Annotated in this window: 15 protein-coding genes and 2 tRNA genes; 13 read left to right on the top strand and 4 right to left on the bottom strand. The window is 39.2% G+C overall.

The genetic code is table 11. The annotated features are described in order from the left end of the window. From fabD to BQ9859_RS09180, 12 genes are all read left to right on the top strand, one after another. Positions 1–930 carry an ACP S-malonyltransferase gene (gene fabD / locus BQ9859_RS09235; RefSeq protein WP_075877886.1) on the top strand — a complete coding sequence of 310 codons (930 nt, stop codon included), beginning with the start codon at positions 1–3 and terminating at the stop codon, positions 928–930. Further along, entirely contained in the window at positions 920–1,657 is a 738-nt protein-coding gene (gene fabG / locus BQ9859_RS09230; RefSeq protein WP_075877885.1) for a 3-oxoacyl-[acyl-carrier-protein] reductase, read from the top strand. Before fabD ends, fabG begins: the two co-directional genes overlap by 11 nt. An 11-nt stretch (positions 1,658–1,668) precedes the next feature. Beyond that, a complete protein-coding gene (gene fabF / locus BQ9859_RS09225; RefSeq protein WP_075877884.1) occupies positions 1,669–2,907 on the top strand; it encodes a beta-ketoacyl-ACP synthase II in 1,239 nt (412 codons plus the stop codon). A 1-nt stretch (position 2,908) separates the two neighbouring features. Continuing rightward, positions 2,909–3,349 carry a 3-hydroxyacyl-ACP dehydratase FabZ gene (fabZ, locus tag BQ9859_RS09220; RefSeq protein WP_075877883.1) on the top strand — a complete coding sequence of 147 codons (441 nt, stop codon included), beginning with the start codon at positions 2,909–2,911 and terminating at the stop codon, positions 3,347–3,349. Positions 3,350–3,358: 9 nt separating this feature from the next. Further along, positions 3,359–4,051: a lysophospholipid acyltransferase family protein gene (locus BQ9859_RS09215; RefSeq protein ID WP_083662821.1), complete on the top strand. Its 693-nt coding sequence runs from the start codon at positions 3,359–3,361 to the stop codon at positions 4,049–4,051. After that, positions 4,041–4,682 carry a PAQR family membrane homeostasis protein TrhA gene (gene trhA, locus BQ9859_RS09210; protein ID WP_161941293.1) on the top strand — a complete coding sequence of 214 codons (642 nt, stop codon included), beginning with the start codon at positions 4,041–4,043 and terminating at the stop codon, positions 4,680–4,682. The genes BQ9859_RS09215 and trhA overlap by 11 nt, the downstream gene beginning before the upstream one ends. Before the next feature lie 74 nt (positions 4,683–4,756). Beyond that, positions 4,757–4,832: transfer RNA gene (locus BQ9859_RS09205), tRNA-Gln, on the top strand. Positions 4,833–4,957: 125 nt separating this feature from the next. Then, positions 4,958–9,100, top strand: coding sequence for an MSCRAMM family protein (locus BQ9859_RS09200; protein WP_143404410.1), 4,143 nt, complete (start codon positions 4,958–4,960; stop codon positions 9,098–9,100). A gap of 95 nt (positions 9,101–9,195) precedes the next feature. Then, complete coding sequence (locus tag BQ9859_RS09195; RefSeq protein ID WP_268874601.1) at positions 9,196–10,995, top strand: aminopeptidase P family protein; 1,800 nt, start codon at positions 9,196–9,198, stop codon at positions 10,993–10,995. A gap of 6 nt (positions 10,996–11,001) precedes the next feature. Next, the gene (locus BQ9859_RS09190) at positions 11,002–11,502 is read left to right on the top strand and encodes a CpXC domain-containing protein (protein ID WP_075877880.1); all 501 of its coding nucleotides are present in this window, start codon (positions 11,002–11,004) and stop codon (positions 11,500–11,502) included. A gap of 61 nt (positions 11,503–11,563) precedes the next feature. Beyond that, positions 11,564–11,639, top strand: a tRNA-Ala gene (locus tag BQ9859_RS09185). Between the two features lie 162 nt (positions 11,640–11,801). Continuing rightward, a complete protein-coding gene (locus BQ9859_RS09180) occupies positions 11,802–12,542 on the top strand; it encodes a hypothetical protein (RefSeq protein ID WP_075877879.1) in 741 nt (246 codons plus the stop codon). 127 nt (positions 12,543–12,669) lie between these two features. Here the strand turns inward: BQ9859_RS09180 and BQ9859_RS09175 are convergent, their stop codons facing one another. After that, positions 12,670–13,926 (bottom strand): IS110 family RNA-guided transposase, encoded by a 1,257-nt coding sequence (locus BQ9859_RS09175; protein ID WP_075876486.1) that lies wholly within the window; start codon positions 13,924–13,926, stop codon positions 12,670–12,672. A gap of 301 nt (positions 13,927–14,227) precedes the next feature. On the opposite strand from BQ9859_RS09175, the gene BQ9859_RS09170 reads away from it, so the two are divergent. After that, a complete protein-coding gene (locus BQ9859_RS09170) occupies positions 14,228–14,581 on the top strand; it encodes a TnpV protein (RefSeq protein ID WP_075877878.1) in 354 nt (117 codons plus the stop codon). 168 nt (positions 14,582–14,749) lie between these two features. Here BQ9859_RS09170 and BQ9859_RS09165 read toward each other — a convergent pair whose 3' ends face one another. Genes BQ9859_RS09165 through BQ9859_RS09155 form a run of 3 tightly spaced genes read right to left on the bottom strand, consistent with a single transcriptional unit; the run spans position 14,750 to position 17,859 of the window. Next, positions 14,750–15,751, bottom strand: a complete 1,002-nt coding sequence (locus BQ9859_RS09165; protein ID WP_075877877.1) for a restriction endonuclease subunit S — start codon at positions 15,749–15,751, stop codon at positions 14,750–14,752. Further along, positions 15,741–17,666, bottom strand: a complete 1,926-nt coding sequence (locus BQ9859_RS09160) for an HsdM family class I SAM-dependent methyltransferase (protein WP_075877876.1) — start codon at positions 17,664–17,666, stop codon at positions 15,741–15,743. The genes BQ9859_RS09165 and BQ9859_RS09160 overlap by 11 nt, the downstream gene beginning before the upstream one ends. Next, a complete protein-coding gene (locus tag BQ9859_RS09155; RefSeq protein WP_075877875.1) occupies positions 17,659–17,859 on the bottom strand; it encodes a hypothetical protein in 201 nt (66 codons plus the stop codon). Before BQ9859_RS09155 ends, BQ9859_RS09160 begins: the two co-directional genes overlap by 8 nt. Positions 17,860–18,001: the final 142 nt, after the last annotated feature.

Below are 18,001 nucleotides of genomic sequence, written 5' to 3'. Positions count from 1 at the left end.
ATGAAGATAGGAATCTTATTTGCCGGTCAGGGGAGTCAACATGTAGGAATGGGAAAAGATTTTTACGAACGATATCCTCAGGCAAAAGCAGTATTTGATCAGGTGCAGATTGATTTAGATGTCAAAAAATGCTGTTTTGAAGGAACTCAGGAGGAACTCAATGATACGGCCGTTGCACAGCCTTGTATTTTTACGACTTCCACTGCGATAGCAGCTGTCTTGCGCAGTGAGGGAATCCAGGGGGAAGCAGTTGCCGGATTGAGTCTGGGAGAATATTCAGCTTTGTCTTATGCAGGTGTATTTTCTCCTGAACAAGGTGCAGCTTTGGTATGTGAACGCGGAAAGATCATGGCGGCAGCCCTGCCGAAAGGAACCAGCGGAATGGCAGCCGTGCTCAATATGGATGCTTCTATCATCCAGGAAGTATGTGAAGAAGTAAAAGAAACCGGTGTTTGCGAGATAGCAAATTATAACTGTCCCGGTCAGATCGTGATCAGCGGAGAGAAAGCGGCTGTGGAAGCAGCAAGTGCCAAATTAAAAGAGAGAGGCGCCCGTCGTGTGATTCCGCTAGCGGTGAGCGGCGCGTTCCATACATCTTTATTGCAGGATGCATCTGTTGAACTGAAAAAAGTCTTGGATACCTATACGTTTGCACAACCACAATTGCCTGTCATAGCCAATGTGAGCGGACAAGTGGAACAACGTGACGTAAAAGATGTTTTGCGGGAACAGATCTGTCATAGCGTCCATTTTACACAAAGCATACAAACGATGCTGGATATGGGGATCGATACCTTTATCGAAATTGGTCCAGGTCATACATTGAGCGGTTTTGTAAGAAAGACAAACAGAGATGTAAAAACTTACAGCATTGATACTGTAGAGGATTTAGAAAAACTCTTGAAGGAGGTAAAAAACAGTGGAAACTAAATGTGTTTTGGTCACTGGCGCTGGAAGAGGAATTGGAAAAGCCATTGCCATTGCCTATGCAAAAGAAGGATATCAGGTGGCAATCAATTATAACGGCAGTGAAGAAGCTGCAAAAGAAACTGCTGCTTTATGTGAAAAAGAAGGTGTAAAGGCAAAGATCTACCGCTGCAATGTTGCAGACTTTCATGCAGTGGAAGAGATGATGAAAGCTGTTTTGACTGATTTTGGCAGTATCGATGTATTAGTCAATAATTCGGGGATAACCAAGGACGGGCTGTTGCTGCGGATGAAAGAAGAAGATTTTGATCGCGTCATCCAGGTAAACTTGAAAGGTAGCTTTAATTGTATTCGACATGTCGCAAGGATCATGATGAAACAACGCCATGGTGCCATCGTTAATATGTCCAGTGTCGTTGGTATCCGCGGCAATATTGGACAGATGAATTATGCGGCAAGCAAGGCAGGAGTCATTGGACTTACGAAGTCTGCGGCGAAAGAGTTGGCACCACGGAATATCCGGGTGAACGCGATCGCACCGGGATTTGTGGAAACAGAAATGACGGATGCACTGAGTGAAGAAGCGCGTCGTGCTGCTATGGAAGTCATTGCTTTAAAACGCTTTGCCAGTGCACAAGACATCGCAAACTTAGCAGTTTTCTTAGGAACAGATAAAAGCAGTTATATCACCGGTCAGACGATTTCGATCGATGGCGGCATGGCAATGTAGGAGGTACATGTATGAAACGCAGAGTAGTGATCACAGGAATGGGAGCTGTTTCTCCTATCGGCAACACTGTAGAAGAAATGTGGGAAGGGATCCGCACACAACGTTGCGGCATTGATGAAATCACACATTTTGATACGAGCGACTACAAGGTGAAACTTGCAGCAGAAGTAAAAAATTTGGATATGGAACAATATTTTACGAAACGCGAGTTGAAGTTCAATGATCGTTTTACACAGTTTGCGCGCATTGCCGCTAAACAGGCAATGATGGACAGCCAGATCGATACGGCAGCAGAAAATATGGATCGGTTTGGTGTGATGATCGGTTCAGGAATTGGCGGAATCGCAACCATTGAACAAGCCCAGGTCAATTTGGAAACGCGCGGTGCCGGCCGTGTTTCTCCTTTCTTTATTCCTATGACACTGGCAAATTTGGCTGCCGGAACAGTTGCCATCGATATCGGAGCAAAAGGTCACTGTTCTTGCGTCGTCACTGCCTGTGCAGCAGCAAGCAATGCGATTGGAGAAGCATTTCATAAGATCCGGGACGGTTATGAGGATATCATTCTTGCCGGCGGAAGCGAAGCGGCGATTACACCGTTGGCAATTGCCGGTTTCATGTCCATGCGTGCTTTATGTGAAGGAAATGACAAGCAGCGTGCCAGCATTCCATTTGATAAAGATCGTCATGGATTCGTCATGGGCGAAGGTGCGGGTATTTTGATCCTGGAGGAATATGCACATGCAAAAGCACGAAATGCACATATTTATGGAGAAATCGTTGGATATGGTGCGACTTGTGATGCCTATCATATCACGGCTCCATCACCAGATGGCAGCGGAGGTGCCAAAGCAATGGTGCAGGCCATTCAAGATGCCAATATCCAAAAGGAAGATATCGATTACATCAATGCTCATGGAACAAGTACCCCGTTAAATGACCGTACAGAGACTGCAGCCGTTAAACTGGCATTTCAAGAACATGCAAAAAAACTGGCAATGTCTTCTACAAAATCAAATACGGGACATTTGTTAGGTGCAAGCGGAGCAATTGAAGCCATCATTACGATCAAAGCATTGCAAGAAGGGTATATTCCTGCAACGATTCATTATGTTCATCCAGATGAAGAATGTGATCTGGATATCGTAGCCAATGAAGGAAGAAATGCACAATTGCGTTATGCCATGAGCAATTCTTTAGGTTTTGGCGGTCATAATGCATCCCTGATCTTTGCGAAAGGAGAACGATAACATGTTATATAATTCCAATGAGATCCAGCAGATCATTCCGCATCGTTATCCGTTTCTTCTGGTGGATGCAATTGAAAGCATCAATGAAGAAGGGACTCAGATAGTTGGACGTAAATGCGTCAGTGCAAATGAAATGCAGTTTTTAGGTCATTTTCCTCAACAACATCTGATGCCCGGCGTATTGATCGTAGAAGCCTTGGCGCAAACCGGATGTGTACTGCTGTTGTCAAAAGAAGAAAATAAAGGGAAACTGGCGGTATTTGCAGGAATCAATAAAATGCGTTTTCGCCGTACGGTCATTCCCGGAGATGTGCTGCGCTTAGAAGTGATTTTCAGCAAACAGCGTGCTGGTATCTATTTCGCTGATGTCTGCGCAACAGTAGAAGGCGAAGTAGCAGCTCGCGGCGAGATCATGTGTGCACTGGTCGATGCCAAGCAATAAAGAAGGAATGTGATTTTAGTGACACCATTACAAATAGGAAAAGTAGCATACCTTTTACCGGGTGCGTGGCTGTATGCACGTCGCTGCCATCTGGAAGATTGGAATAAAAATTATGCGGTCTTGCAAAAGTATGCAAGAAAAGCAATTCGTGCTTTAGGCTATGAACTGCTTTGCGATGGTATAGAAAACTTGCCGAAACAGGGGCCGATTTTCTTTGTATCCAATCATCAAGGAACATTGGATCCGGCACCTATCGTTGCTACCTGTCCTTTGCCTTTCGCTTTTATTTCCAAAAAAGAGAATGAAAAAATTCCTTTATTGGGACGTTTAGCTTTGATGATCGGTACGATCCATTTTGATAGAGAAACAAGAGAAGGCAATGTACATATGCTTCGGGAAAGTGCAAGACGCTTAAAAAAGGGACAAAATTTATTGATTTTTCCAGAGGGAACACGTTCCAAAGGCGACAAGATGCATACGTTTAAAATGGGCTCCTTGCAGCCTGCTTATATGGGAAAAGCAGCTATCGTGCCGATAACTTTACAACATTGTTATGTATTAGATGAGCCTGACAATACTTTGCGGACGATCAAGGTGATTTATGGAAAACCTATTCCGTATGAAGATTATCGATCCATCAAACAGGAGGAGCTGTTAGTCCGTCTGCATGACGAAATTCAGCATAATGTATATGATGATTAAAGAAAATCAACAGTTGAATAAAGAAGAACGATGGAATGTGATCACGCATGGATGTATGATCTTGGTCTTTCTATGCTGGATGTTTGTTGCTGTTCCAAATGCCTGGCAGGAAAACGAGGTATTTGGTATCGGTATCTTGATCTTTTTTTGCTGCATGATCTTGATGTTTGCAGCATCCACGTTTTATCATGCAATGCTGCCGGAGACAAAAGGAAAACAGATTTTTCATGTTTTAGATCATATCTGTATTTATTTAGCTATCGCAGGAAGTTATACGCCCGCTGTTTTATGTGTCATGCAGGGATTTTGGCAGATCGCTTTGCTGTTGTTTCAGTGGGGCATGGTAGTGATTGGAATCTTTTATAAGATTTTTGCAAAAAAGAAAAATTCACGCTTGTCGCTGTTATTATATCTGGGCATGGGATGGAGCGTTCTTCTTTTGCTGCCCGAATTATTGCAGAAAGTTTCTGTTACATTTTTGGTGCTGGTTGCTGCAGGAGGGGTTGCTTACAGTATAGGTGCATTCATTTATGCTAAAAAGCCGTTTCCATATGCACATGTCGTCTGGCATATATTCGTTGCGATGGCTGCTGTCCTGCAAGGAATTGGATTTGTTTATTTTTTAATATAAAAACGTGATTTTTACAAAAACTATTGACAAACGGGCTTCTTTTCGTATAAAATTATACACGTTCCGTTAGTCATTGGGGTATAGCCAAGCGGTAAGGCACCAGACTCTGAATCTGGCATTTCCTTGGTTCGAATCCAAGTACCCCAGCCATAAAAAATAGCAAACCGTCTTGTAGGACGGTTTTTTTATAATTCATTTTAAAAAGACAGGGCATCCTGTCTTTTTTTCGTATAAGGGAAGAGTAGAACGATTGATTCGATTGAATGGAGGAATAAATGAAAGTAAGAAGTTTGACAAATGAGTTAAGAAAGATGAAAAAGGAGGTCAGAATGAAAAGAAAGTATCGAAAAAAAATATCTGTCATTGCACTTGTCTGTTTACTTTTTTCTACTATGTTGCAAATTCCAACGATCCATGCATCATCCAAAGTAACCTGTGAAAAATTGTTTGATACTACTATACATTTTACAAGTGCAAATGGAATAACGGGCACATGGAACAAAATGGGCATTCTTTCTGCAGACGGCGCAATAGCGTTCTGCGTGCAGCCAGAGTTGATCGTAAATGAGGAAGCCAGTTATGCTGCTAAAAAATTCACGAATGCACAGAAGAAAGAAATGGAACATATCGCATATGTTGGATGGGTGTTATCGAAGCAAACGGAGATGGATTATGTGACTGCTCAATTTATGATATGGGAGCTGCTAGGGACAACCATCCATTCCACTTCATTAAAGGATTATGAGGTGAAGAAAAAAGAAATTCAAAATAAAATCAAGCAGCTTTACTCTGCTTTGCCATCTTTTCAAGAACAGAGCGCAGAGATGGATGTCGGAGAAACGATCACGTTAAAAGATACGAATGGAGTTTTTCAATATTATCATTTGGCATCGGATGATCAAGGACTGCAACTGACAAAATCGGGAAATACCTTACGTGTGACAGCAACCAAAGATGCACCGGAAGAAGTGGATCTATATTACCAGTTGATACCAAAAGAGTATACAGGAACTTCCATGTTGTATACCTCTGCCGATTCGCAAAATGTGGTAGTATTGAAACAATCAGATCCACGATCTTTTTGCCTGCATTTGAAAATCAACCAATACGGTACATTGAAAATCACGAAACAGGATGAAGATGGAACATTTGTTTCGAATACTTCTTTTAAGGTTTCTGCAAACAGCGATATGAGCGATCCGATCGGTACGTATACCACAGGAAAGGATGGCACGGTAACGATCAATGATCTGCCGCCGGCAACCTATTATGTACAGGAAACAGCTGTTCCTGATCATTTAGTGCTGGATTCTGCTATACATCAAGTAACCGTGCAGGCAAATCAAACGGCTGCTTATACCGCACAGAACAATTGGAAAAAGGGAAAAGTATTGATCCGTAAAACGGATGCAGATTCTGGAAAACGAGTAGCTGGTGCAGTGTATGCCGTTTACGATGCAAATACGAATCAAGAGGTTGCCAGAATCACTACTTTAGCTAATGGGTATGCATCCAGCGATTATCTTCGTTTTGGTGACTATTATGTAAAAGAAGTCATTGCACCAGATAGCTATATCTTAAATGACACAAAATATCCGGTAACGATCAGTGAAAATGAACAAAAAATCGAAATTACCGGTGTCGATGAACGAGTACGAGGTACGATCCGCTTGGAAAAACAGGACAGCGCAACAGGTGAAACTGCGCAGGGAGAAGCTACGCTTGTTGGCGCAAAGTATGGACTATATGCCAGAGAGAATATCGTAGATCCTGCGGATCAGTCCATTATCTATCATGCAGATGAACTCATTTCTGAATTGACGATCAACGATCAACGCAAAGCAAGTATTTCAGATCTATACTTAGGAAAATATTATTTAAAAGAAATAAAAGCCAGCGAAGGTTATACACTTGATGAAACGGAGTATGATGTCGTTTTAGATTATCAAGGACAAACAACATCAACTGTAACGGTCAATCAGATCGTGAAAGAAAGAGTAAAAGCACAGGCATTTCAGATCATCAAAGTTTCTGATGATGGAAATGGAGAAGCAGATCCTCTAGAGGGTGTCGAGTTTACGATCAAAGCACAAAAAGATATCGATCAATATGGAAGCTGGGAAGATGCACCAATTGCTAAAAACGCAGAAGGCAAAGAAGCCAGTATACTTGTAACAGATGAAAAAGGATATGCCGTATCGGATGAATTACCTTATGGAACATATGTTGTGCGAGAAACGAAAATACCAGATGAGCATTACGCAGTGGATGATTTTACGGTGGTGATCAATGAAGATAACAGACAACCGCAGCCATGGCGCATATTTGATGATGAACGTTTTCAAGCAGCAATTCAAATAATCAAAGTGGATGCAGAAACAGGGAAAACGATCAAAATAAAAGGAGCTGCTTTTAAGATACGCAATTTGTCGACAAATGAATATGTAGGATACTGGTCATGGAATCCATTGCCAAGCTATGTGACGGAATGGTCGACAACAGAAGATGGAACGGTAATGACTGGTGATGTATTGCAGGCGGGAGAATACCAGATTGAAGAAATCAAAGCACCCAATGGCTATGTGTTGAATCCAGAGCCGGTAAAATTCAAAGTATCTAGCAATACAGCTTATGAAACTTTGCCGGATGGTTCCACTCCTGTGATCACGGTAAAGATGAGCGATCAACCAGTGAAAGGACAGATTCAGATCGAAAAACGCGGAGAAGTATTAACCGGATTTGCAGACGGCCGCTTTCTATATGAAGAAAGAGGATTGGAAGGCATGTGTGCGGAAGTCGTTGCAAAAGAAGATATCATGGATCCTAGTCATGACGGCACAGTGTTATATCCTAAAGGAAGTGTGGCAGATACGATCACGACAGATCAAGATGGAAAAGGAATTTCCAAAGAGCTCCCTTTGGGAGAATATGAAATATATGAAAAAAGCGTACCTAAAGGATATATACGAAATGAAGAAAAAATAAATGTGTCGTTGACTTATCAAGGACAAGAAAATTCTGTCGTATTATCTGATTCCATTACTTTATTTAACGAGCGTCAAAAGGTGGAAGCAGCTGCTGTCAAGGTTGATGCAGATACAAAAGAAAAATTGCCAGGTGCCGAAATATCTTTGAATACAAATCAAAAAATTTATAATTACGATGGTGAGGTGATCTTATGGCCTGATCAAGTGATTGCGACTATGGTGACAGACAAAGACGGACGTGCTGTTTTTGAAATTGATTTGCCATTGCATTTGACATATCAAGAAGAGGAGGAAGAATATATCGATCAGTTGGATGCAAACGGAATCCATCAGGTCGGCAATAAAAATGCTTTGTGGTATATACAGGAGATCAAAGCCCCTAAAGGCTATATCAGCGGAACAACAACACATTATTTGTTTGATACGCCTTATAAGGAAAATCAAAATGAGATGTATACTGTCCAGTTCGAACTGCCAAATGAAAAAACGAAAATACAGGTTTCAAAAACAGATATAACAGGAGAAAAAGAATTATCAGGAGCACATTTACAGATCAACGATCAGAATGGACAATGTGTTGAACGATGGATCTCGGATGGACAACCATATATTATGGAAGGTCTGCATGCGGGAGAAACCTATACATTGATTGAGACCCTGGCTCCAGAGGGCTATGCTTTATCTGAAAAAGTAACATTTGTCGTAGAGGATAAAGAAGAGATACAAAAAGTGCAAATGAAGGATGCATTGACACAAGTGTATATTCAAAAAGTAGATGAAAAAGAAGACGCCCTGAGCGGAAATACATTGGCAGTGTGCAATCAAGACGGAAAGGTCATCGAAGAATGGACATCTGGAACAAAACCACATAAGATCGAAGGATTGACAGGAGGAAAAACATATATTCTGAAAGAGCTGAAAGCAGCTGAGGGTTATATGCTGGCAAAAGATATGACTTTTCAGGTACCGGAAGTACAGAATGAACCGTTGCTGATTACGATGCAAAATCAGCCGCTTGCAAAGATCATTGTTGAAAAAATAGATGCAGTTCACCAGACACGTATCAAAGATAAAGATTTTGAATTTACGCTGTATGCAGATGCGAATTGTACACAAGTCTTGCAGCGAGAACATGCAGATGTGCAAACAGGAAATGTTACTTTTTCTGATTTATCTTATGGTACGTATTACATAAAAGAAACGAAAGAGCCGGATGGCTATTTATTGAGCAATGAAATCAAAAAAATAGTTGTGGAAGGTCCTGATGCGAAAACAGGGAATGTGTATACCGTTACTTTTGAAAATCAGCCGATCATCAAGCGTATCAAAACCGGTGCTAAAAAAGAGACGGTTTTCGTCTATAGCGGTCTTGGCATCATCAGCAGTTTGTTCATCATCATGCTGTGTAAAAGGAAAAGAGAACCAAAATAAACACTCTTTAAAACATTTCATATCCGAATGATAGAGATTGTATTTTGCCCAGTTCGATGTATAATAATAAAAACAGAGAAAGAGGGGCAATCATTGTGAGCGAAATAACAAAAAGAGTGGAGCTGCTTCGCGAACAGATGGAACAGCATCATATCGATGCGTATATCGTACCGACAGCAGATTTTCACGAAACAGAATATGTGTGTGATTATTTTAAAGCACGGGCATTCATGAGCGGATTCAGCGGATCTGCGGGAACCTGTGTTTTTACAGCAGATCAGGGAAAACTGTGGACAGATGGACGATACTTCATCCAGGCCGCAAAGCAGCTGGAAGGCAGCGGGATCGATCTGATGAAGATGGGCAATGAAGGTGTGCCTACGATCGAAGAATACTTAAAAGAAGTGCTGCCTGCACATGCTGTATTGGGATTTGACGGCCGTGTGATGAATACAGCCATGGTGGAAAAATTGCAAAGCGTGCTGAAAGAAAAAGATGTCACGATCAGCTGTGATGTGGATCTGGTAGGAGAGATCTGGGAAGATCGTCCGGCATTGCCGGCCAGCAAGACCTTCGAACTGGCAGAGAAATACAGCGGAAAAAGCGCAGAAGAGAAATTGGCGGAAGTGCGCCGGGCGATGAAAGAAGCAGGAGCCGATACGCATATCATCACCAGAGTGGATGATATTGCATGGCTGTTGAACATGCGTGCAAATGATATACCATGTTTCCCGGTCGCATTGAGCTATGCGATCATCCAGGAAGAGAAAGCATGCCTGTACATGAATGGAGAACGGCTGAGCGAAGATCTGAAGGAGAGCTTTGCGAAGATCGGGGTCGAGGTCAAAGGGTATGAAGAAATCTATGAAGATGTAAAGAAGCTGTCGAAAGAGAGCACGGTATTGCTAGATAAAGCAAATACGAACTATAAGATCGTATCCTCATTGCCGGCAGGGACGAAGATCATCAATGCCGCAAATCCGATCGTGTTGATGAAGGCGAAGAAGAATCCGATCGAATTGGAGAACATCCGCCGTTGTCATATCCGGGATGCAGTGGCGATGACAAAATTTATGTACTGGCTGAAGACACGGGTAGGAAAAGAAAAAATCACAGAGATGTCAGCTGCAGACAAATTATTGAAGTTCCGTCAGGAACAGGATCTGTTCATTGAGCCTAGCTTTAATACAATTGCAGCTTATAAAGAACATGCAGCGATGATGCACTATAGTGCTACGCCGCAAACAGATGCAGAGCTGCAGCCGGAAGGCATGCTGTTGGTAGACAGCGGAGGACAGTATTACGAAGGAACGACCGATATCACGCGTACATTTGTATTAGGAGAGATCAGCGAGGAATGCCGTTATCACTTTACGAGTGCGCTGCGGTCCATGATCGCATTGGCAAAAGCGCGTTTTCTGTATGGATGTCGAGGAATGAATCTGGATATCCTGGCGCGAGGACCGATCTGGGATATGGATCTGGATTATCAATGCGGAACGGGGCATGGCATCGGCCATGTATTGAATGTGCATGAAGCACCGAACGGCTTCAGATGGAAGATCGTGCCGGAGAGAAATGACAGCTGTGTACTGGAAGAAGGAATGGTGCAGAGCGATGAACCAGGCGTATATCTGGAAGGGAAATACGGAATCCGGCATGAAAACGAGACAGTGGTACGCAAAGGAGAAAAGAATGAATACGGACAGTTCATGTATTTAGAGACGATCACCTTCGTACCGATCGATCTGGATGGTGTAGAAGGAAGCCTGCTGACACAATATGAGAAGAAATGGCTGAATGACTATCATGCAGAGGTCTATGCCAAAGTATCACCATATCTAAATGAAGAAGAAAAAGCATGGTTAAAGAACGCTACACGAGCACTTGCATAGCAACAAATGAAAAGTAGGTTAGTACCTGTTCGTTGTCCTTTTTGTGGTTATACGACCATATTGAAAAAAGAAACGTATGTGGTTGCTTCCTTTGATGACCGGTTGAAAGAAAAGCTGTATGAAGGCAGTTATTTTCGATTTCATTGTCCTAAATGTAAGAGCGATAGTATTTATGCGCATCCGATGTTATATTATGATGCCGCAAAACGTTTTGTTCTGCTGCTCAATGAACATCGACAGGAAACATCTTTCCAACCAGATATCCTATGTGAACAAGTGCATACCAGTGAGGATTTTGTTGAATATCTTCATATTTTGGATCAGTTGCTTTATCCGTCACAGATCATGTCATTAAAAGAAAAATTACATGATCGTTATCCAGCAACACAGATACGTTTTGACAGTTTGGAAAATGAAGTGCTTTGGTTCATTAACAAAACTAACCAAGGAGAGCAGATGATAGGGATCGAACTAAAGAACGTACCTTTTATTTATCGTAGAAAGTAGAACTACTTTAAATTTTGCTTGACAAAGTAGAAAACCATCAGTTATTATTAATACTGCTGATGGGGTGTTAGCTCAGCTGGGAGAGCACCTGCTTTGCACGCAGGGGGTCAGGAGTTCGATCCTCCTACGCTCCACCATACGGGTATTGGTCGAACACTTACTTCTTCCCTGGAGGGTTTGCAGTAAGGGTTCAACTTTACATAGATCGCTAGAGATAGCGATTTTTTATTTAGTTAGATTCTAACTCTAACTTGTGAATCATCTTTCTCGTTGATAAAGTATAGATGAAAGGAGAAGCCATGAAAAGCAAGAACTTTACTATATTCGAGATAAAAGGTGGAAATTATATTTTTAGTTCAACTAAATTTAAAAAGGCATTTGACAGTTTTAAAAGTGAGCAGAAACTAAAAGTTCAAGATCTCGAAGAAATAATTGCCGACAAAACCGGTGTGTCAAAAGAGAGTGTGCACAATTGGAGATTTGCTTCTAATGGTCCATCAACTTTAGAACAGATCAGGTCAATAGCGTCTTGCTTATCTATCAAAAACTATATGTTATTAATGAGGGAGGATATAAAAATGGAAAATAAAGGATATTTTGATACATTGCAAATTGAAGCAGCAAGAAGAATATTTGGCGAAATAATAAACTTTTTGCATGAATTTTTACATACAGATGGTTTTAATAATTACTGGTTCGAAATCTCTGATAAACTTAAAAATAAATATGGCAATGACTACGATAGTGATTCCGTGCTAGAAAAATTAGAAAGCTTCGTAGATAAAAAATATCGCAAAATAATACTTGCCTACGAAAAAGAATATATCATTTTAAAAAATCATCCTATTTATGGTGAGATAGAAAATCTTTTATACTCTGAAAACGGCCTACAAGATTGTTATATTGGTAAACTATCCTTTGCATATAGATTTGAAGCTCCAGTCGAAAATGTTAATGGCGAACAATCTGGAGTAACTACCTACGAAGATTATGAAATAGCTATCAATAAAGTTCGTACTATTTTTGATAAATATTTTTGATGCTGTCATTTACACCCTCGCTTATTTCCTTAATTTTATCTATAGTAAGGCTAGGAGGTAAGCAAGTGTGAATAAAACTGTAAAAAAAAGCCGACTTAAAAATAAGTAGTAAAAATATCGAAAAAATTTATAAGTTGATTTGAATAGAAGATATATCAATGCCGGATTGTTTCAAAAAGTTTAATGCTTCTTCAACTGTTAGTGATTGTTTGGTATCGGATCGTGGATTCATGAAGGATTCATAATCCGTTGGTTGAAATACTTCGCCTGTTAGGATCATGTGATAGATACTGACCAACATCATGCGTGCGATCGCAATGATGGCTTTCTTGTGACCACGTCGTTTCTTGATATTGGAATACTTTCTTCCAAAATAAGATGTCTTATCTTTGATGGTCGATAAAGCACATTGGACAAGCAGTGGTTTGAGATATTGTCCAGCTTTGGAGATACGAACTGACTTTTTCTTGCCGGCACTTTCGTTGTTGGCAGGAGAAAGTCCAGCCCAACTGACAAGTTGTTTGTCGGATTCAAACTGAGACATATCGATTCCTATTTCAGAGATGATCAGAATGGCCGATAAGGAACTAATTCCTTTTATTTGTGTGATATGCTGGAAAGATTCGCGTAAAGGATAAGCCCGCTTGACCAATTCTGCTTCACATGAATTGATGAGTTGATCCAAGTACTCCATATGATTCAATGATTTTTCCATCTTGAATCGTTGATCCGCTTCGATGTGATAGCCGTGAAGGGAGTCTAGTATCTTATCTTTGTTCTTACAATTTTTGTGAATGAGTTTTAAGATCTTGTCATCATCAATCACGTTTGGCTTCATGACTTCTTTCATGATATTGGAAGCTGTCTTGCCAAAAGGATCGGAGACAACAGAAGCTAATCCGATATTGGAAACGGTCATACAGTTCTGATAACGATTCCGTTCTGAAGAACGCATGCAGACCAGCTTGTATCGGTAACGGGCGATCTCACGCAGTTCTCGGATTTCTTTTGGAGGGATAAACGAGAATTTGATCAGATCATGTTTGAAGAGATCACAGATCCATTTGGAATCTTTCTTATCAGTTTTTTTGCCTTTGATGGCTTTGACATACTTGGGATGAGTTAAATGGACATTGATCTCACCTTCAAGAATGTTGAAGATAGGGATCCAGTATTTACCGGTAGATTCCATGCAGACATCACAACAGTGATAAGAATTCAGCCAATCCTTTAAACGATATAGGTCCGAGTTTAAAGTGGAAAAAGATTGTTGGAAATATTCTGTGATGTTCGACTGTCTATCGGTGATACCAATAGTAGCGACGACCAGATCTTTGTGAACATCCATGCCACAGCAGTTGAAACGAACGATTTTCATTGCCATATAAAAAAGCTCCTTTCATACAAAAGGAGAGGTGGCATTGACTGTCATCAAAGCGAATCGACAACAGTTGATTGAACAATCATAAGTGTCCAGGCTCAAAGTCCTACTTATTTGTGCTTGATATGATGACGGCAACTTATAAAAATACAGGATATTCAATTGAGTAGAATTCCTACTCACCTCCACGTGCTCTGTAGTATACCACCTCTCTTATAGGGTAACACGAAAATAAAGCATGTGGGATTTATTGATGAAATATTTGTGTCCGCGCGACTTTAGGCGCGGGGAAATGGAGGAAAAAATGAAAGCTATTGAATACAAAAGAATAGGTGATTATGATCTTCCTTTATTAAGATTAAGACAAGAAAAAAACTATGATATAGGATTCTTTGGAAGAAGACATAAAGCATATCTTAAAGAAAATCATAAAGCTTATTACTATCGTTTACTAACATCTCAAAGACTCATTCATCAGATAAAACTGGTAGAAGATGAAGCCAAACAGAGATATGAATCGCTAATTGAATCATTATCTAAGCAAGAAAATATCAATGAAAATCTTAAAACAAATGATCCAATAAAATGGATAAAACTAATGAATAATATCAAAGAAAGAGTTATAGAAATTGTCTTAAATGAAGTGATCTATCGCTAATATTTAAAAGAAAAGCGACAGTCATGATATGTAAGTTTATTTAGAAAACATATCATTGTATGCCACTTTTTTATTATGGGGGTAACATTCCCTTATCTTAGCGAGCAGACCGATTATACTCCTAGATCGTATAAACGGTACTCGTTAGGGATAATCCCTAAAACCCTATTAAAATATTCTGTCTCCGTATGGTAAAGACTTCATATAGTTTTCCATAAAACTAAAATCCGGATGACCGTCTTCTGTTGCTGGTAATTTTAATTCTAAAAAAGGTAATGTAGTATTTGCCTGTCTTCCGTAACTATAGCGATATTTGTTAGCTTTAATTACAGTTATGCAAAATAATTTTGAAAGTCTGCTCATTGGTTTCAATGGGATAAGCAAGTATAAATCTCTTCCACTATAGAACGGTTCTTCTTGAAGAAATGTAGAAAGAACACTACCACCACCTGCGCAAGTAATTATTCCTGCAGGTTGCGGTGTTTTTCCTTCAACTATCTTTACTCGTGCACTAATTCCGTTATTAGATTCTGTTCGCGAAACAAAATTAATTCCTTCCGGGTCATCAAAGTCTGTTTCTACACAGGTGTTTAATTCCATATTAATACCATATTTAATATCAAATAATTCGTTAAGTCTAAATGACTTCCAAGCTTCAACACCAAGTATAGGTGATGCGCACCCCCCCCGGTTGCTTGTTGATAACGGCTTATGGTTTAGTGATTTTATGTATTCCTCCATAAATACCCAATCAGGGGTGTTATCGGCAGTTGCAGGCAGTTTTATAACTATCTCTTTGCTATCTCCAACTCTACATTGACGGCCATAACCCCATTTATAATTTTCATTGAAATTTATGACAGTAACGATAAATAAACCGATTTTTTCATTTAATTCAAACTTAGGATAAAAAACATTAACATCACTTGTTGCGCAAAAGTCATTCGGTTGATAAAAAGCGGTACAACCTACCTTGCCGGTGACTATACAATTACCGCGAAAATCTGCCACCAAGTCTATTTTTTGAGCAACACCGTTGTTTTCGTTTGACGCAGAAATATATGGCGTATCGCCTGTATCATATTCGCTAGGATAATGATATTTTCCAGCCACTATATCAAAATAGTCAGCTAATAAAAACTCTTTCCAGTTTTCAGTATTAAGATTCATAAATATGTCCCTCCTTCACAAGATATGAAAGATAATCATTTATGGTCTGCTGAAAGTCTTTTTCTGTTAATTTTGAATAATCAGTTTTCATATACGCTTCACATAACCATTCGGATTTGCCATCAACAACAGCAGTTGCTGATTTGCCATCTATAGCCTTTTTGTTATTAAACAAATATAGCCACTCTTCCTCAATTGTTTTCCATATGGAATTATTGTTTTCATCAAATTGTTCTATTCTTCCAAGATTCTTTTTCTTTTTAAATCCATCATCTTTACAATAGCCAAAGAATGTTTCATTTACAGTTCCGTCAATTTTTGTGTGGGGTTTGCCTAGTGTAAATAACATACAACACGCACAAGCAGATGCTCCTGGATAGAATATTTCGTTGGGAAGTGTAAACACTGCTTCAAGAGTATTTTTTGACAACATTTCCGATTTTTCATTTTCGATAATAGCACTTGTTCCAATCGCAGCAGAGACAGGTAATAATACTGCAAGTTTAACAGTTTTCCTTGGCTTATTTGTTTTTTCTCTTTCTTTATTAATATCTTCAACTACATCCGACAAATAATGGATAAAAACTAATCCTTTTGTTGGATCTTCTTTTCCTTCTTTTGCTTTGCCCCAATTTCTTTTGTAATTTTCAGGAATGCCAATCGGTTTTGCGTTATAAGGCGGATTCATTAATACGATATCTGGATCAGCACTTTTAATAAATTCTTCGCAATCAAAACAGCTTCCAAACTTAATATTTGAGTTGCCATCACCGTGAATAAGCATATTTGTGGTAGAAAGACCATAAGCTTTTTCTTCGACTTCAACTCCAAAAATATGCTCCTTTTTGACAATTTCTTGTAATTTTCTAGCCTCATCTTCTGTTGTGTCTCTACTACAGTCCGCTAACTCTTTAACCATAGCTTGAACAAGGAAAGATCCACTTCCACAAGTAATATCTAAAACACGTTTGTTCCTATCAACTTCTGTTAACCGACACATAAATTCTGTTATATGATCTGGAGTAAAAGCTTGATTTTTATCAGCTTTACCTGTGTATTTATTGAATGCAATAAAGAATAAATTTAGAATATCTTGGCCTTCCGAACTGTTTGTATCAATATATTGATAAATGTCCATTAATATTGTATCGAGAATCTTAATCCAATTGTTAATGTCTAGTTTTCTAACTTTCTGATCATTTAATACGTTTTTCTGAAGCAATTCAATTTTCTTAGCTTTATTATCCGAACCATCTAGTAAACTATCCAACGTGGATTCTATAGCAGCACGTAATTGTTTGCCATCCATAACTTTCCATATATCATCTAAAGTTTGTTTTAAATCACCGTCTATTTTCGTGGCACCTAATTTCTTAATCAATTCTTTTAAATATAGCAAAGAAGTGCCGACAAACTGGCTCCGCAAACGTTCATCAATATCCATTTTATGAAGCAATTCATTAAGATCATATGTATTCTTTAATACTTTTTCTCTGTCATTTTGCTTATTGATTTTAAAAAGATTTATGTAATGATCCATTTTATCTAGAACAGTTTCGTTCGGCAGCAAATGATCATCATCAACATAGTCTTTCCAGACCTTTATTTTGTCATTGCTAGTATTAGCTAGTATAGCAATAATCTTTTTATTCTTATGCAGAGCCTTTTCGGCTTTTAAATAATCATTAAGTTGTTTTTCATCCTTCTCGGTAAATTGTTGCTTTGTTTCTATCAAAACAACTACATCATCTTTTTCAAATCGCAAATCAAGTTTGAAGTGAAGAGGACGAAAACCTACAGCACTATCTAAAAGATATCTAGAGCCAGCTTCTTGAACGTAACTAAATTCTCCATTCTCAATGTTGTATGTAAAATATTCTTTTCCAACTCTTTCTATCATCTCGTGTCTATCCATTTTCTTTCTCTCCTCTGTTTTTTATTTTTTTATTACGTTTTTTAATATACTCATCTGCGGCTTTGTTAAATAAATCAGCCATACTATGTGTTTCATCGTCATAAGCTATCAATGCTTTTAATTCTTTTAATTTACAAGGATTCATACGGAATTGTATTTGTTGTGTTCGTTTGGATTTATCTTCTTTCATCATATGTATTTTTCCTTTAAATGATATCATTATATCTAGATATAATGATATCATTTTGTGTCATATTAATCAATCTGTTAAACCATAGATAACTAATAATTTAAAACCTTTTTCAAAAATCACCTTACGTTTTGCCCTCTTTCTG

The sequence above is a fragment of the Merdibacter massiliensis genome (assembly GCF_900155395.1).
Taxonomy (GTDB): domain Bacteria; phylum Bacillota_I; class Bacilli_A; order Erysipelotrichales; family Erysipelotrichaceae; genus Merdibacter; species Merdibacter massiliensis.
The sequence above is the reverse complement of the archived record's forward strand: the minus strand, read 5'-3'. Positions and strand labels throughout refer to the sequence as shown.

Coding starts and splice junctions, on each gene's coding strand:
- fabD (WP_075877886.1), top strand. CDS start 1: ATGAAGATAGGAATCTTATTTGCCGGTCAGGGGAGTCAACATGTAGGA.
- fabF (WP_075877884.1), top strand. CDS start 1,669: ATGAAACGCAGAGTAGTGATCACAGGAATGGGAGCTGTTTCTCCTATC.
- fabZ (WP_075877883.1), top strand. CDS start 2,909: ATGTTATATAATTCCAATGAGATCCAGCAGATCATTCCGCATCGTTAT.
- trhA (WP_161941293.1), top strand. CDS start 4,041: ATGATGATTAAAGAAAATCAACAGTTGAATAAAGAAGAACGATGGAAT.
- BQ9859_RS09200 (WP_143404410.1), top strand. CDS start 4,958: ATGAAAGTAAGAAGTTTGACAAATGAGTTAAGAAAGATGAAAAAGGAG.
- BQ9859_RS09190 (WP_075877880.1), top strand. CDS start 11,002: ATGAAAAGTAGGTTAGTACCTGTTCGTTGTCCTTTTTGTGGTTATACG.
- BQ9859_RS09180 (WP_075877879.1), top strand. CDS start 11,802: ATGAAAAGCAAGAACTTTACTATATTCGAGATAAAAGGTGGAAATTAT.
- BQ9859_RS09175 (WP_075876486.1), bottom strand. CDS start 13,926: ATGGCAATGAAAATCGTTCGTTTCAACTGCTGTGGCATGGATGTTCAC.
- BQ9859_RS09170 (WP_075877878.1), top strand. CDS start 14,228: ATGAAAGCTATTGAATACAAAAGAATAGGTGATTATGATCTTCCTTTA.
- BQ9859_RS09165 (WP_075877877.1), bottom strand. CDS start 15,751: ATGAATCTTAATACTGAAAACTGGAAAGAGTTTTTATTAGCTGACTAT.
- BQ9859_RS09160 (WP_075877876.1), bottom strand. CDS start 17,666: ATGGATAGACACGAGATGATAGAAAGAGTTGGAAAAGAATATTTTACA.
- BQ9859_RS09155 (WP_075877875.1), bottom strand. CDS start 17,859: ATGATGAAAGAAGATAAATCCAAACGAACACAACAAATACAATTCCGT.